The organism is Streptomyces jumonjinensis (genome assembly GCF_009600885.1).
In the GTDB taxonomy this organism is placed as follows: Bacteria; Actinomycetota; Actinomycetes; order Streptomycetales; family Streptomycetaceae; genus Streptomyces; species Streptomyces jumonjinensis.
On record NZ_VCLA01000048.1, the window covers coordinates 1 to 15,449 of the forward strand.

The 15,449-nt window shown below is 70.5% G+C and carries 11 protein-coding genes and 2 pseudogenes; 1 reads left to right on the top strand and 12 read right to left on the bottom strand.

The window, feature by feature from the left end:
* The 8 genes and pseudogenes from FF041_RS06245 to FF041_RS06280 form a co-directional block, all read right to left on the bottom strand.
* Positions 1–735, bottom strand: a pseudogene (locus tag FF041_RS06245) ((2Fe-2S)-binding protein); the annotation flags it as partial.
* Positions 732–1,628 (bottom strand): FAD binding domain-containing protein, encoded by an 897-nt coding sequence (locus FF041_RS06250; RefSeq protein ID WP_323371334.1) that lies wholly within the window; start codon positions 1,626–1,628, stop codon positions 732–734. The pseudogene FF041_RS06245 and the gene FF041_RS06250, both read right to left, overlap by 4 nt.
* A gap of 287 nt (positions 1,629–1,915) precedes the next feature.
* Complete coding sequence (locus tag FF041_RS06255; protein ID WP_153521386.1) at positions 1,916–3,670, bottom strand: beta-N-acetylhexosaminidase; 1,755 nt, start codon at positions 3,668–3,670, stop codon at positions 1,916–1,918.
* Positions 3,671–3,691: 21 nt separating this feature from the next.
* Positions 3,692–4,540, bottom strand: coding sequence for a carbohydrate ABC transporter permease (locus FF041_RS06260; RefSeq protein WP_323371335.1), 849 nt, complete (start codon positions 4,538–4,540; stop codon positions 3,692–3,694).
* Positions 4,537–5,508: a carbohydrate ABC transporter permease gene (locus FF041_RS06265; RefSeq protein ID WP_194291945.1), complete on the bottom strand. Its 972-nt coding sequence runs from the start codon at positions 5,506–5,508 to the stop codon at positions 4,537–4,539. The genes FF041_RS06260 and FF041_RS06265 overlap by 4 nt, the downstream gene beginning before the upstream one ends.
* Before the next feature lie 14 nt (positions 5,509–5,522).
* Positions 5,523–6,827, bottom strand: coding sequence for an extracellular solute-binding protein (locus FF041_RS06270; protein WP_153521387.1), 1,305 nt, complete (start codon positions 6,825–6,827; stop codon positions 5,523–5,525).
* 239 nt (positions 6,828–7,066) lie between these two features.
* Positions 7,067–7,351: a DUF3039 domain-containing protein gene (locus tag FF041_RS06275; protein ID WP_153482178.1), complete on the bottom strand. Its 285-nt coding sequence runs from the start codon at positions 7,349–7,351 to the stop codon at positions 7,067–7,069.
* 111 nt (positions 7,352–7,462) lie between these two features.
* A complete protein-coding gene (locus FF041_RS06280; RefSeq protein ID WP_153482179.1) occupies positions 7,463–8,023 on the bottom strand; it encodes a YqgE/AlgH family protein in 561 nt (186 codons plus the stop codon).
* Positions 8,024–8,300: 277 nt separating this feature from the next.
* Between FF041_RS06280 and murA the strand changes: the two genes are divergently transcribed.
* Positions 8,301–9,644: a UDP-N-acetylglucosamine 1-carboxyvinyltransferase gene (murA, locus tag FF041_RS06285; protein WP_153521388.1), complete on the top strand. Its 1,344-nt coding sequence runs from the start codon at positions 8,301–8,303 to the stop codon at positions 9,642–9,644.
* A gap of 140 nt (positions 9,645–9,784) precedes the next feature.
* Here the strand turns inward: murA and FF041_RS06290 are convergent, their stop codons facing one another.
* The 4 genes and pseudogenes from FF041_RS06290 to FF041_RS06305 all read right to left on the bottom strand — a co-directional run.
* Positions 9,785–10,066 (bottom strand): HU family DNA-binding protein, encoded by a 282-nt coding sequence (locus FF041_RS06290; RefSeq protein ID WP_004571953.1) that lies wholly within the window; start codon positions 10,064–10,066, stop codon positions 9,785–9,787.
* Between the two features lie 447 nt (positions 10,067–10,513).
* On the bottom strand, positions 10,514–11,950 hold the full coding sequence (locus FF041_RS06295; protein WP_153521389.1) for an NAD-dependent malic enzyme: 1,437 nt from the start codon (positions 11,948–11,950) through the stop codon (positions 10,514–10,516).
* A 501-nt stretch (positions 11,951–12,451) separates the two neighbouring features.
* A complete protein-coding gene (locus tag FF041_RS06300) occupies positions 12,452–14,842 on the bottom strand; it encodes a HelD family protein (protein ID WP_407698117.1) in 2,391 nt (796 codons plus the stop codon).
* Positions 14,843–15,026: 184 nt separating this feature from the next.
* Positions 15,027–15,449: pseudogene (locus FF041_RS06305) on the bottom strand (RNA polymerase subunit sigma); the annotation flags it as partial.

Here is a 15,449-nt window from a genome sequence, read left to right on the forward strand (position 1 = left end):
CAGCGTCGCCGGGGCGTCGGCAGCCCAGGGCGCGGGCGCACCGCCCGGCAGGGTCGCGGGCGCGGCCCCCCACTGGGAGCGGAGCACGGACGTGGTGAACTCCCCGGTCTCCTCGGGCAGATCGCCCCGGGCCACCGGGATCGTCCACTGGCCCGTCACATCCGTGGGGTGACCGGGCTGTCCGGTCTCCGGGAAGGCCCACTGCCCGGTGGCGTGCGGGTCCCCGGCGGGGTGCGCTCCGGTGTCGTGCGGGACGGCCCCGGGGTGCGCCCCGGTGTCATGCGGGAGAGCCCCGGGGTGCGTGACCTGCTCGTGCGGGACGGCGTATCCGTCGCCGCCGTGCGGGCCCATGCCGTAGGTGTCCAGGGCGTGGGCGTCCAGGGCATGGCCGCCCCCGAGGGTGTCGCCCTGCGGGCGGCCCCCCATCGGGTGCTCGGCGGCCGGCTCCGGCCACACCTGCTCCGGGCCCGGCGCGGGCTGCGGCCGGCCCTGCCAGACCTGCGGCACCTGGGGGTCGGCGGCGGGCGTCAGCGGCAGGATCATCGGCGGCACATAGCCGTGCCCCGGGGCCTCCAGGGGCGGGCCGCCGAGCGCGTCCTCGGGCGGCAGCTGGACGAAGGCCGTGGCCTCGTAGTCGTAATCGCCGTGCGTGGTCTGCTGCCAGCCGCCGTGGCCCGGGACATGGTGCTCCTGGGTGTCCTGCTGATGGCCGTGCGGATTCTCTTCGTTGCTCACGACAGCGCCCTCCCCAGTGCACGTCGGGCCAGCGCGGCGACGGTGCGCCGCAGATGCAGTACGGCGGGCGGGTGAACGGGCTGCTCCTCCCCCGCGGGGGCGGGCGGCGGGTCGGGGATGCACGCGGCGGCGACGTACTCCCCGAAGGCCGCCAGCGCCTCGCCCGCGAGGCCGCGTTCGCCGTCCCAGTCGATGAGCGAGGCGATCCACTGCTCGGCTTCCAGCGGGCGCAGCGGCATCGGCGCGATGGCCCCGACCGCGCAGCGCACGGTGCGGCGCACGGGGTCGAGGACGACGGCGACGGAGGCGGTGGCCCGGCCGGGCCCGGTGCGTCCGGTCGCCTTGAGGAAGACCTGGGGCGCGTGCAGCAGCGGTACGCGTACGTAGCCGATGAGTTCGGCCGGTGCGAGCAGTTCGCGGCCCGCGAGCAGATGGGAGACGGGGATCTCGCGGCGGACGCCGCCCGGCGCCGCGATGATCAGCTCCGCCTCCAGGGCGGCCAGCACCGGCAGGGTGTCGCCGGTGGGCGCGGCGGAGACGATGTTGCCGCCGAGGGTGCCCGCGTTCCGGATCTGCGGCGGCCCGGCCGCGCGCGCGGACGCGGCCAGCGCGGGGATGAGGGCGGCGAAGTCGGGCCGTCCCATCCGGGCGTGGGTGAGTCCGGCGCCGAGGACGGCGTGACCGTCCTGGTAGCGCCAGCCGCGGATCTCGCTGATGCGTCCGAGCCCGACGAGCCCCGCCGGGCGCAGCTGGCCCTTGTTGACGGCCGCCATGAGGTCGGTCCCCCCGGCGACCGGCACGGCGGCGGGCATGGCGGTCAGCGCCGCCACGGCCTCGTCGAGCGAGGTCGGCAGCATCACCGACCGCGTCGTCTGCGGTGCGTGCGTGGTCACCCAGCTGCCCCTTCCCGGTGTCCGGCCATCCCGCCTGTGTTGCCGTACCGTACGTGCTCACAGGCCGGACGTGGCAACTCTGGCACATCTTCCGGGCCGACCGGCGAGAGGGTCCGCGAAGGGTGCATCCACGAAGGATGCACCCTTGCTACGGCCGTGGCCGCCTTTGTCGCAACTGCGGCACCCCATACGGATTGCCGGTCTTCAACACCGTTGTACGACTTGTTCCTCATGGCGGTTACACGGTCCCAGAGTCCGGGGCGGCGGACATCGGGCTTGACGGCGACTCACACGTTCGGGGGCGTGCCCTCCTTTGGGAATCCGGCCACTCCGGGCCGCTTCTGCCACGGCAAGGGGCCGCCGGGTGGCCGGTAGTCGACGCCGAGGGCGTCAAGGCGGCGGTAGTGGCCGTTCATTCGCCGTTCGAATCCCGCGTAGTCGCGTTCCGCGGGGGCGGGCAGCCGGGACCAGGCGACTTCAGCGAAGGCCGCGAGGCGGGGAAAGACCTGGTAGTCGATGCGGGAACGTTCCTGCATGACCTCGGTCCAGACATTGGCCTGGGTGCCGATGACATGGGCCGCCGCCTCGGGGGAGAGAGTAGGCGGAACCGGCTCGAACCGGTAGACGTCTTCCAGAGTGCGGACATATCCGATGGGCATCGGCTCATCGGGGCCGCCGTCCTGACGGTGGTCCAGATACACCTGCTGCTCGGGGCACATCACCACGTCATGACCGGCTTCGGCCGCCGTGATCCCGCCGCCGTAGCCGCGCCAGGACGAGACGGTGGCCCCGGGCGCGAGGCCGCCCTCCAGGATCTCGTCCCAGCCGACGAGCCGCCGGCCGCGGGCGGTGAGCCAGCTGTCGAAGTGGCGGATGAACCAGGACTGGAGCCCGTCCTCATCTCCGACGCCGAGTTCCGCGATGCGCGCCTGGGCGGCCGGCGACGCCTTCCACTGGTCTTTGGGGCACTCGTCGCCGCCGATGTGGATGTACGGGGAGAGTTCGGCCGGAAAGAGGTCGAGGACTTCCTCCAGCACGCCTTCGTAGAAGCGGAGGGTGTTCTCCGTGGGGGCGAGCACATGGGGTGAGACGCCCCAGTCGTCCCAGGGCGAGAGCGAGGCGGTGTCGACGACGTCGGTGTTGCCCAGTTCCGGGTAGGCGGCGATGGCGGCCTGGGAGTGGCCCGGGACGTCGATCTCGGGGACGACGGTGATATGCCGGTCGGCGGCGTAGGCGACGATTTCGCGGATGTCGTCCTGGGTGTAGTAACCGCCGTAGGGCTTCTCGTCCCAGAGTTCGGAGTAGCGGTGTCCCCATTTGCTGCGGGAGCGCCAGGAGCCGGTTTCGGTGAGCCGGGGGTAGCGCTTGATCTCGATGCGCCAGCCCTGGTCGTCGGTGAGATGGAAATGGAAGACGTTGAGTTTATGGGCGGCCAGCAGATCCAGATAACGCAGGATGTCGGTCTTCTGGGTGAAGTGGCGCGAGACGTCGAGCATCAGCCCGCGCCAGGAGAAGCGGGGACTGTCCTCGATGATCTGCTCGGCGATGCCACGAACCGCCCCGGGGGCGATCGGAGCCCTGCGGAAGGCGTCGGGTCCGAGCAGCTGACGCAGGGTCTGCGCGCCCCAGAAGACGCCCGCGGCGCTGCCGCCGCGGATCTCCACGCCCCGGGCGGCGTCGACCTGGAGGCGGTAGCCCTCGCGCTCCAGGCTCTCGTCGACGAGAAGGACGATCGCGTTCCCGGCGGGCTCGGCGCGATCGGTGCGGTCGGCGGGCTCGGCGTTCGCGGCGGGCTCCGCGGGCTCCGCGGGCTCCGTGCCATCGGTGCGCCCGGTGTTCGCCGGGGCCAGCGGCAGCCCGAGCGCGGGTCCCACCGCCGAGCGCAGCCAGCGCTCGGCGGTGGCGGTGCCCGGGCCCGCCCGGAGGACGGTGCGGGCGTCGGGCGTGAAGAAGCCGGGCCCTGAGCCCGCGGCGGTGCGCGGCGCCGGAATCAGATCCATCGGCTCTCCGGCCGGATCAGGAGGGTTGTCTGCAGCGGTCATGGCGTCCATCCTTGTCGGTCCTCAGTCCTTTACCGCGCCGCCCAGTCCGGAGACCAGCCGCCGCTGTACGAGTACGAAGAAGATCAGCACCGGGACGGTCATGACGGTGGAGCCCGCCATGATGCCTCCCCAGTCGTTCTCATCGGGTTTGAAGAAGACCAGCAGCGCCATCGGCAGGGTCGACTGCGAGGTGTCGCTGATGATGAAGGACTTCGCGAAGAGGAAGTCGTTCCAGGTCGAGATGAAGGAGAAGACGCTGGTCGCCACCAGACCGGGGAAGACCAGCGGGAAGAGGATCTGCCAGAGGAAGCGGGTACGGCTGGCGCCGTCGATATAGGCCGCCTCTTCCAGCGCCTCGGGCACCGCCTTCACAAAGCCGCGCAGCATCCAGATCGCGAAGGGCAGTGAGAAGGCGATATGGGGCAGGATCAGCGACCAGAGGGTATTGAGCTGACCGGCGTCCCGCATCAGGAAGAACAGGGGGATGGTCAGCGCCTCGATCGGCACCATCTGCGCCACCAGGAACATGATGAGCAAGGTGGTGCGGAACTTGAACTTGAACCGGGTGACCGCGGTCGCGGCGAGAAAGGCGATCAGCGCGGACGCCACGACGACCACGCTCGCGACGAACAGGCTGTTCAGGAAATAGCGTCCGAATTCCTGCTGCTCGAAGACCCGGCGGAACGAGTCGAGCGACGGATTGAGCGTCCAGGGACGCGCCTCGGTCGACTGGATCTCGCCTGCCGGCTTGAAGGCGGAGAGGACCATCCAGTACAGCGGGAAGGCCACGATCACCGCGACGACGAGCGCGGACGCCTCGGCGGCGAGCCGCCAGGGGCGGCGGATACGCAGAGTGCCGGTGCGGCTCACAGTTCTTCTCCCTGGCGTCGCAGAAGGCGCAGATAGACGAGGGTGACGGCCAGCAGAATGAGCAGCATGACGATGCCGATCGCCGAACCGAGGCTGTACTGCGAGGACGCGAAGGCTTTCTGATACGCGTACACATTGAGGACGAGATTCTGCCCTGCGATGCCTCCGCCGTTGGTCATGACATAAATCTGGGTGAAGACCTTGAAGTCCCAGATGATGGACTGGATGGTGACGACAACCAGAATGGGACGGAGCATCGGCGCGGTGATCGAGCGCCAGATCCGCCACTGGGAGGCGCCGTCCAGCGAAGCGGCCTCCAGTACTTCGGAGGGAATGGCCTTGATACCCGCGTACACGGTCACCATGACGAACGGGAACGAGCACCAGACGACCTCGAAGAGGACCAGGGCGAAAGCGCTGTAGCGCCCGTAGGTCCAGGAGTGGTCGCCGAGTCCGAGGAGCCGGTTCACCGGGCCGTAGTCCGGGTCGAAGAGGAAGACCCAGACGGTGGAGCCGGTGATGGCGGGGGTGGCCCACGCGCCGAGCGCCGCCATCATCAGGGCGAGGCGCGGCAGCGCCCGGATACGGGTCAGCAGCACGGCGAGCGCGCAGCCGACCGCGAGGGTGGAGACCACACAGGCGGCGGCGAAGCCCACCGTCGCGAGCAGGACCTGCCAGAACTGGCTGTCGGAGAAGAGGGTGCGGTAGTTGTCGAGGCCCTTGAACGTGGTGGGTTCGCCACCGCTGACCTGGGCCTGGGTGTATTCGAGGAACGAGATCAGCCCGAGCTGGTAGATCGGGTAGACCAGCAGTCCGGCGAGGACGACGATGGCGGGCGCCAGATAGAGCCAGGGCGTCCAGCGCCCTCCCCGGCGTCCGGAGCGCTTTCCGGGGCGTTTTCCGGCCGGGGCCGGGGCGGTCTTCGGGGAGACCGCGGCCGGCCCTGCGGCTGTCGCTTGGTGCGTCATGGTGATCGGGTCGTTCAGCCGGCGTCGGAGAACGCCGTGTCCATCTTCTTCGCCGCGTCACCCGACGCGCCCGCCACGTCCTTCTTGCCGCTGACGATCTCCTGGAACATCGTCGGCAGGACGAGGGAGGCGTCGATCTGGCCCCACGCGGGGGACGCGGGGACGAACTTGGCGCCCGCGCCCAGCGTCTCGACGAACGGCTTGACGAGCGGCTCCTGCTGCGCGACCTCGTCCCGCACATCGGTGTAGGTGGGGAGGAAGCCCATGGCGTCGAAGAACTTCCGCTGGGACTCCTTGCCCGCGAGCTCCTTGACCAGGTCGACCGCGAGGGTGCGGTGCGAGGTGCTCTTGAGCACGCCGATGTTGTTGCCGCCCGCGAAGGCCGGGGCGATCTCGCCCGACTTCACGCCCGGCAGGGGCACCACGGCGTACTTGCCCTTGACCTTGCCCGCCTCGACGGCCTGATGGCTGAAGTCGCCGCCGATCGCCATGCCCGCCTTCCCGGAGGCGAACGCGGTGACGACCGCGTTGCCGGTCATGGCGGCGCACTTGGCGGCCGGACAGTTGTCGTCGCCGAAGAGGGAGGTGTACGCCTTGATGCCCTTCTGGGCGGCGGGGCTGTCGATGGCGGCGGTGTAGGAGCCGCCGCTCTCCTCGGCGAGCTCGCCGCCGTTGGCCCAGATGAACGGCATCGCGCCATAGGTGTACGCGCCGCCGACCGCCAGGCCGTAGAGCTCCGGCTTCTCCTTGCGGATCTTCTTGGCCGTGGAGATCAGCTCGGCCTGGGTGGCGGGCGGCTTCAGGCCCAGCTCCTTGAACACATCGGTGCGGTAGTACAGCGCCCGTACGCCGACGAAGAGGGGCACGCCGTAGATCTTGCCGTCCACGGTCACCGACTGGGCGGCGGTCGGGTCGCTGTCCCCCGCCTCGTCCCAGGCCGTGAACTCCTTGCTGATGTCGGCGAGTCCGCCGTCCTTCACATACCCGGCTGTGTCGGTGTTGCCGTACTCGATCACATCGGGGGCGCTCTTGGGGTCGTTGAACGCGGCTTTGATGCGCTGGGCGCGGGTCTCGACCGGTATGTACTCGACCTCGACCTCGGCCTTGTCGTGCTTCTCGGCGAAGGCGGCGATCGCGTCGTCGACGACCTTCTTCTTGGGGTCGTTGTTGACCTCCTGGAAGAGCCAGACCCGCAGGGTGCCGGACTTCTCGTCCTTCGAAGAGCTGTTGTCGGAGGTCTGAGGGGCACAGGCGGTGGCGGTGAGGCCCGCCAGCGCCAGTGCGGCGATCGGTGCGGCGATGCGGGAGCTGAGCTTCATGAGCGTCCCCTACGGGTATGCGTTGCAGCATCTGCAACGTACGTTTCGTGCTGCACAACACGGAGGAGGCTAGAGCGGGGGGAATGCGGAAACAAGAGGTCTCAACCACTCCGTGACCGGCGGACGCATCCTGTGCAACGCCTGTGTGGATCACGGAACGGGCCGTGAGCGGACGGGCACGCAAACGGCCCCGGGGGCACGCGTTGCCGCGTGCCCCCGGGGCCGTCGCCGACGGAGGACTAGCTGTCCTTGCCGCCCTTGTCCTTGCCGCCGCCCGGGCCCATGGACTCGTAGATCTCCTTGCACATCGGGCAGACCGGGTACTTCTTGGGGTCCCGCCCCGGCACCCAGACCTTTCCGCACAGGGCCACCACGGGAGTGCCGTCGACGGCGCTCGCCATGATCTTGTCCTTCTGGACATAGTGGGCGAAGCGCTCGTGATCGCCGTCGCCGTGCGACACCTGCGGCGTCGGCTCTACCAGGGTTCCCGTCCCAGTCCCGCGCTCGGGCTCAAGAGTGCTCATGAACTCCAAGGGTACCCGTGCCGGAAGCAGGCGGACCGCACCTGGGTCCATCTGATTTCCGGCCATGCTCCGGACCGGACCGAGGGGTTAGGCCGCCTGCCTCAGGCCGCTTCAGTTGAGGGAGGGATCGTCCGGATAGGTCGCGAACATCGCCAGCTCACTGCGCTGCCGCCGCAGCACGGACCGCCAGAGCGTCTCGGGTCTGGGCGAGGAGACATCGCCGGGCTCCGACTCCACGACGTACCACGCCCCGTCGTCGAGCTCCTCCTCCAGCTGGCCCGGGCCCCAGCCCGCGTACCCGGCGAAGATGCGGAGCGAGCCGAGGGCCGCGCCGAGCAGCTCCGGCGGGGTCTCCAGATCGACCAGGCCGATCGCCCCGTGCACCCGGCGCCAGCCGAGCGGGCCCTCGTCGCCGGGGATCACCGCGACGCCGAGCGCGGAGTCGAGGGAGACCGGACCGCCCTGGAAGACGACGCCCGGCTCCCCGGCGAGCGCGGCCCAGGACTCCAGGATGTCGGCGACGCCCACGGGGGTCGGCCGGTTGAGGACCACACCGAGGGAGCCCTCGTCGTCGTGATCGAGCAGCAGGACCACCGCCCGGTCGAAGTTCGGGTCCGCGAGGGCGGGAGTGGCGACGAGCAGCCGCCCTGTGAGCGAGGACACCTCGGTCATGCGAGACATGATCCCGCATCTTGGGCCCGCGCGGGGCCGGGAGCCGCACAGTGCACCGCGGCGCAGCTCACAGCGGTGGGGGCGGCGGCCTCGAAGCCATCCGGAAGTTGACGCTCCGCATATCGCCGGGAACCCAGCGTGCTGTAGCGAACTCATGACGTCACAGAGGCTCCCCGCCCTTACGGGACAGGGGCTGTGGCCCCTTACCCTTTTCACTGACCACTGCCCGCCCTTCCCCTCGCTCCACTGAGGGGGACCCCTCCGGAACGCGAGATTCATGACCGGCACAGACGATGTACTGCTTGTCCACGGCGGGAACCCGCTGGAGGGCGAGATCCGCGTCCGAGGCGCCAAGAACCTGGTGCCGAAGGCGATGGTCGCCGCCCTGCTCGGCAGTGAGCCGAGCAGACTCCGCAATGTGCCCGACATCCGCGATGTGCGGGTGGTGCGCGGACTGCTCCAGCTCCACGGGGTGACCGTCCGTCCGGGCGACGAGCCCGGTGAGCTGGTGCTCGACCCGACGCATGTGGAGAGCGCCAACGTCGCCGACATCGACGCCCACGCGGGTTCCTCGCGTATCCCGATCCTGTTCTGCGGCCCGCTGCTGCACCGGCTCGGCCATGCCTTCATCCCCGGCCTCGGCGGCTGCGACATCGGCGGCCGGCCGATCGACTTCCACTTCGATGTGCTCCGCCGGTTCGGCGCGACGATCGAGAAGCGCGACGACGGCCAGTATCTGGAGGCCCCGCAGCGGCTGCGCGGCTGCAAGATCCGGCTGCCGTACCCCTCGGTCGGCTCGACCGAACAGGTGCTGCTGACGGCGGTGCTCGCCGAGGGCGTCACCGAGCTGTCCAACGCCGCGGTGGAGCCGGAGATCGAGGACCTCATCTGCGTGCTGCAGAAGATGGGCGCCATCATCTCCATGGACACCGACCGGACGATCCGGATCACCGGTGTCGACCGGCTCGGCGGCTACACCCACCGGGCCCTGTCGGACCGTCTGGAGGCCGCCTCCTGGGCGTCGGCGGCGCTGGCGACCGAGGGCAACATCTATGTGCGCGGCGCCCAGCAGCGCTCGATGATGACCTTCCTGAACACCTACCGCAGGGTCGGCGGCGCGTTCGAGATCGACGACGAGGGCATCCGCTTCTGGCACCCGGGGGGCTCGCTGAACGCGATCGCCCTGGAGACGGACGTACACCCCGGTTTCCAGACCGACTGGCAGCAGCCGCTGGTGGTGGCGCTGACGCAGGCGTCGGGGCTGTCCATCGTCCATGAGACGGTCTACGAGTCCCGGCTGGGCTTCACCTCGGCGCTCAACCAGATGGGTGCTCACATCCAGCTCTACCGCGAGTGCCTGGGCGGCTCGGACTGCCGCTTCGGCCAGCGCAACTTCCTGCACTCGGCGGTGGTGTCGGGCCCGACGAAGCTCCAGGGCGCGGATCTGGTCATCCCGGACCTGCGGGGCGGCTTCTCGTATCTGATCGCGGCACTGGCCGCCCAGGGCACCTCACGGGTGCACGGGATCGACCTGATCAACCGCGGTTACGAGAATTTCATGGACAAGCTCGTCGAACTGGGTGCGAAGGTCGAGCTCCCGGGCAAGTCGTCGCTGGTGTGAGGCGCTGACACGCCGACAGCACGACAAGGGCGGCCACCTCTTCGAGGTGGCCGCCCTTGTCGGTTCAAGCGGTCGAGCGCGAGCCCTGAAGGCTCACGAGCCCTGAGGGCTCACCGGCCGAGCGGTGAGCCCCTGAGGACTCACTTGCCCTTCGCCGCTTCCTTCAGCTTCGAGCCCGCCGAGACCTTCACGCTGTAACCGGCCGGAATCTGGATCGGGTCGCCGGTCTGCGGGTTACGCGCGGTACGAGCGGCACGGTGGGTGCGCTCGAAGGTCAGGAAGCCGGGGATGGTGACCTTCTCGTCGCCCTTGGCGACAACCTCACCGACGGTCTCGGCGAGGGCGGCCAGCACGGCGTCGGCGTCCTTGCGGGTCACCTCGGCGCGGTCGGCCAGCGCGGCCACCAGCTCACTGCGGTTCATGTTCTTACTCCCGTGTTTCTACTTGCCTGTGAGGCGTGAGATCGAAGCCGATGCTGCCAGGGCCCTCTGACAGTCCCCGGACCAGGGTCTGGATCAGACCCTCTCGCCTGGTTACGCATCCTGCCCCCACCAACGGCGGGAACGCCAATCCGGCACCCTCCTGAGTCACACGAAAAGCGCCACTACCACGTCGTGGTGACGCTCCGTTCATCAGGCGGGGACTCCTCGGAGCCGCCGGGGCCATGGTCCGCCACCCTAGATCGGCCGCGGGTACCCGGCATCCCGCGACGCGCCGTAGTCGGGAACGGGCGCGGGGCCGTGATGGTTACTGTAGGCGGCCGGTCGCCCCCCGGCGACCCGGGGCCGCCGAAGGCATGACCGCCGTGTGAACAGGGCGTACGCCGTACTCGGGAGTACGGCGCGGCCCTGCGAGCGGAAAGGGCGGTGCTAGCCCTGGGTGACCGGGGTCGTCGCGGAGGCCCCCGCCGCCTTCGCCGCGTTGCGAACCGCACCGGCGACCGCGCCCGCGACCTTGTCGTTGAAGACCGACGGGATGATGTAGTTCGGGTTGAGCTCGTCCTCGGTGACCACATCTGCCAGCGCGGTCGCCGCCGCGAGCATCATCTCCGTGTTGACGGTGCGGGACTGAGCGTCCAGCAGACCGCGGAAGACGCCCGGGAAGACCAGCACGTTGTTGATCTGGTTGGGGAAGTCGGAGCGGCCCGTGGCGACCACCGCGGCCGTCTGACGGGCGATCGCCGGGTCGACCTCGGGGTCGGGGTTCGCGAGCGCGAACACAATCGCGTCCTCGGCCATCGCGGCCACGTCCTGAGCGCCCAGCAGATTCGGGGCGGAGACGCCGATGAACACATCCGCGCCGACGACGGCCTCCTTGAGGGTGCCGGTGACGCCCTCGGGGTTGGTGTTGTCGGCGATCCAGCGCAGCGGCGACTCGGCGTCGGCGTCGACCAGGTCGGCGCGGTCCGCGTGCACCACCCCGTGGATGTCGGCCACCACGGCGTGCTTCACGCCCGCGGCCAGCAGCAGCTTCAGAATGGCCGTACCGGCCGCTCCGGCGCCCGACATGACCACCCGGACGTCGCCGACGGCCTTGCCGACCACGCGCAGCGCGTTGGTCAGCGCGGCCAGCACCACGATCGCGGTGCCGTGCTGGTCGTCGTGGAAGACGGGGATGTCCAGGGCCTCGCGCAGCCGGGCCTCGATCTCGAAGCAGCGCGGCGCGGAGATGTCCTCCAGGTTGATCCCGGCGAAGCCCGGGGCGATGGCCTTGACGATCGCGACGATTTCGTCCGTGTCCTGGGTGTCCAGGCAGATCGGCCAGGCGTCGATGCCCGCGAAGCGCTTGAAGAGGGCCGCCTTGCCCTCCATGACCGGCAGGGAGGCCATCGGGCCGATGTTGCCGAGGCCGAGCACGGCGGAGCCGTCGGTGACCACGGCGACGGAGTTGCGCTTGATGGTGAGGCGGCGGGCGTCCTCGGGGTTCTCGGCGATGGCCATGCAGACCCGCGCCACCCCCGGGGTGTAGATCATCGAGAGATCGTCGCGGTTCCGGATGGGGTGCTTGGACTGCATCTCGATCTTGCCGCCGAGGTGCATCAGGAACGTACGGTCGGAGACCTTGCCGAGGACGACGCCCTCGATGCCGCGGAGCTCCTCGACGATCTCGTTCGCGTGCGCGGTGGAGGTCGCGGCGATGGTCACATCGATCTGGAGCTTCTCGTGGCCGGAGGCGGTCACGTCCAGACCGGTAACCGAGCCGCCGGAGGACTCCACGGCCGTGGTCAGCTGGGAGACCGCGGTTCCGCTCGCGGGCACCTCCAGCCGGACCGTCATCGAATACGAGACGCTGGGCGCCGTTGCCATGACCGGGTTCCTCTGCTTTCCCTAGCTTCATTGCTACGCGCCCGCGGCGGGGCAGCCCACGGCGGACGCTCCCCCGATGGTCGCACCTACCAGTCGGTAGCCGTTAATAGTGGTCGTTTTGTTTTCGGAAAACGTTTTCCACCATACGAGACAGCCCCCCGGGGAGGGAAGGCCGCGGAGGCTCCGGAGGGCCGGTGCGGGGGTCCCGGATCGGCCCGGATCGACGGCACAGGGTCCCGGATCGGCCCGCTCCGGGACCTCTGATGGTCCCGGATCGGCCCGGAACGACAACAGGTCCATGCCACCAAAGGTGTGGCATGGACCTGAAGCGATGCTGAGGTGACGATGCTGAGGTGACACCGGCCCGCCATGCTCGCCTCGCGGCAAGTGGTCGCTCGAAGCGACGAAGGTTGGGCCCGGGGGCTTGGATCGAGCCGGTGTCACCACCAGGCTAACAAACCACCCTCGCCAGCGATTCCCCCAGCGCGGATTGACTGCGCGTCAGCCCCCGTCCGGCGGTGTCCCGGGCCTGTCGTCGCGCCCTCTTCCCGCCTTCCCGCGCTCCGGCGCTCCCCGGCCGCCACCGCCCCTGAGCAGCTCGGGCACCCCGTCCCCGTCCGGCTGGTCCCGGCGGGCGGAGACCACCGTCAGCTCCTGGGTCGCCCGGGTCAGTGCGACGTACAGCACACGCAGCCCCACCGCGGAGCCGTCGGCGATCTCCGCGGGCGAGACCACGACGGTGGCGTCGTACTCCAGCCCCTTGGCCTCCAGGGAGCCGAGCGCCACCACCCGGTCGCCCAGCCCCGCGAGCCAGCGCGCGGCCTCCTCACGGCGGTTCATGGCGACCACCACGCCCACCGTGCCGTCCACCCGTTCGAGCAGCCGGCGTGCCTCCTCCCGTACGGTCTCGCCCAGCGGCCGGTCGCCGGCCGCGGCGAACCGCGGCACGACCCCCGTCGAGCGGACCGCCGACGGGGAGGTCGCCCCGGGCATCGCGAGCTCCAGCACCCGGGCCGCCAGCTCGGCGATCTCGGCGGGGTTGCGGTAGTTGACGGTGAGCTCGAAGCGGCGGCGCGGACGGGTGCCCAGGGCCTCGTCCCGGACCTCGGCCGCCTCCTTCGGCTCCGGCCACGAGGACTGCGCCGGGTCGCCGACGATCGTCCAGGTGGCGTGCCTGCCCCGGCGGCCGACCATCCGCCACTGCATCGGGGTGAGGTCCTGCGCCTCGTCGACGATCACATGCGCGTACTCGGTGCGCTCGGCCGCCAGCCGCTCGGCGCGCTCGCGCTGCGTCTCCTCGCGCTGGGGCATCAGCTCCTCCAGCCCGGTGAGCTGGTCCAGCGGATTCAGCTCGCGCCGCTTCTTCGGCCGGGCCGGCGCCCCGAGCAGCGACTGCAACTCGTCCAGCAGCGCCACATCGTGCACGGAGAGCGGCCCCTTGCCGTCCGCGCCCGCGCGGGCGAGGGAGCGGGCGAGCCTGCGCACCTCGCCCGGGTTGAGGACCCGCCGCGCCCAGCGTCCGAGCCTGCGCTCGTCGGCCATGGCGGCGAGCACCCCGCGCGGGGTCAGCTCGGGCCACCACTCGTCCAGGAAGGTGAGGAAGCTGTCCTCGCCGATCACATCCTCGTCGAAGGAGGAGCGCAGCTCGGCGGCGAGCTCGGGGTCCGTATGGCGGCCCGCGGACCCCGAGCGCGCCCACAGCGCGTCCAGCAGCAGTCTGCGGGCGCGCGGGCGCAGCAGATTGACCGGGGCGGAGCCGCCGAGGACGTTCTCCCGGATGCGGCGCAGTTCGTCGGCGGCCAGCTCCAGCCGGCGGCCGAAGACGACCACCCGCAGCCGGTCGGGGGTGCCCGGCGCCTCGTCGTCGCCGAGGGCGAGCTGTCCGTCCCGTACCGTCACGGTGGGTCCGGGGCGCTCCAGCGCTCCGCGCGACGCCTTGCGGAGCACCTTCAGCATCCGGGCCGAGCCCTTGATCCGGGCCACGGCCGGATCGTCGTAGACGGTGGCCTCCGCGCCGTCGACCAGATGGCCCACGGCGCGGATCGCGACCTGTCCCTCCTCGCCCAGCGACGGCAGCACGCCCTCGGTGTAGGCGACGAGCAGCGGGGTGGGCGAGACGATCAGGATGCCGCCCGCGTACCGCCGCCGGTCCTGGTAGAGCAGATACGCGGCCCGGTGCAGCGCGACGGCGGTCTTCCCGGTGCCGGGGCCGCCCTCCACATAGGTGACGGAGGCGGCGGGGGCGCGGATCACCAGGTCCTGCTCCGCCTGGATGGAGGCGACGATGTCGCGCATGGTGTGGCTGCGGGCCTGCCCCAGGGCGGCCATGAGCGCGCCGTCGCCGATCACGGGCAGTACGGCGCCGTCCAGGCGCGCGGTCAGCTCCGGGCGCATCAGATCGTCCTCGACGCCGAGGACCCGGCGGCCCTTGGAGCGGATGACCCGGCGGCGTACCACCCGTCCCGGCTCGACCGGGGTCGAGCGGTAGAAGGGGGCGGCGGCGGGGGCCCGCCAGTCGATCACCAGGGGCGCGTAGTCGGCGTCCAGGACTCCGATGCGGCCGATGTGCAGGGTCTCGGCGATCTCCGCGGTGCCGTCGGGCCGTACCGCGTCGTCGGCGGGCTCCACCGAGGTGTACGCGCCGTCCGGGCCCTTCTTGCCGTCCTTGCCGCGCAGCAGATCGATCCGGCCGAAGAGGAAGTCCTCGAACTCGTTGTTGAGGCGGCTGAGGTGGACGCCCGCGCGGAAGACCTGGGCGTCCCGTTCGGCGAGCGCGCCGGGAGTGCCGACCTGGCCGAGTTTGGCGGCGTCCCGCATCAGGAACTCCGCCTCGTCGATCTTCTCCTCCAGGCGGTGGTACACCCGGTCGAGATGTTCCTGCTCGACGGCGATCTCGCGGTCCCGGACGGAGTCGTCCCGGCCGGGATTCCGCCGGCCTGAGCGGCCGGAGTCCTCCCGGGCGGGGTCCTCCCGGACCGGATCGACAGCGTCGACAGCGGCTTCCTGCGCGGCCACCGAGGCCCCCTTCTGACGTGCACTGGGCAGCCGCCAACCGTACGCGAAGGGGGCGAATCTGTCAGGCGTCGACCTCCACCAGACGCTTGCCGTCGGAGGTGCGGACCTCGAATCGGTCGATGTCGCTCCGCTTCATGGCCGCCCCGCCGTGCACGAACAGCGGCTTCCGCGCCGTGTCACGCGGGCTGTCCGCGATGCCGTAACCCCACTTCGGAACCGCCCAGGAGGTGACGGTCTCCTCCTCGCCGTTCTTGCCGACGGCGATCAGACTGCACTTGAGCGGGCCCTTGACGTTCTCCAGCCGGAGGACGACATGGGTGCCCCAGCCCTTCTTCTCGGTGCCGACCGTGGCGGTGGCCGCGGTGGCGGCGTCGGTGGCGGCGACCTTCTGCTCCATGTCGTTGAAGAAGGCGGTCTCGGCCGGGGAGACCGCGACCGTCGGCTTCTCGTCGGACGCGGTGACGAACGCGATGGTGGAAGCCCC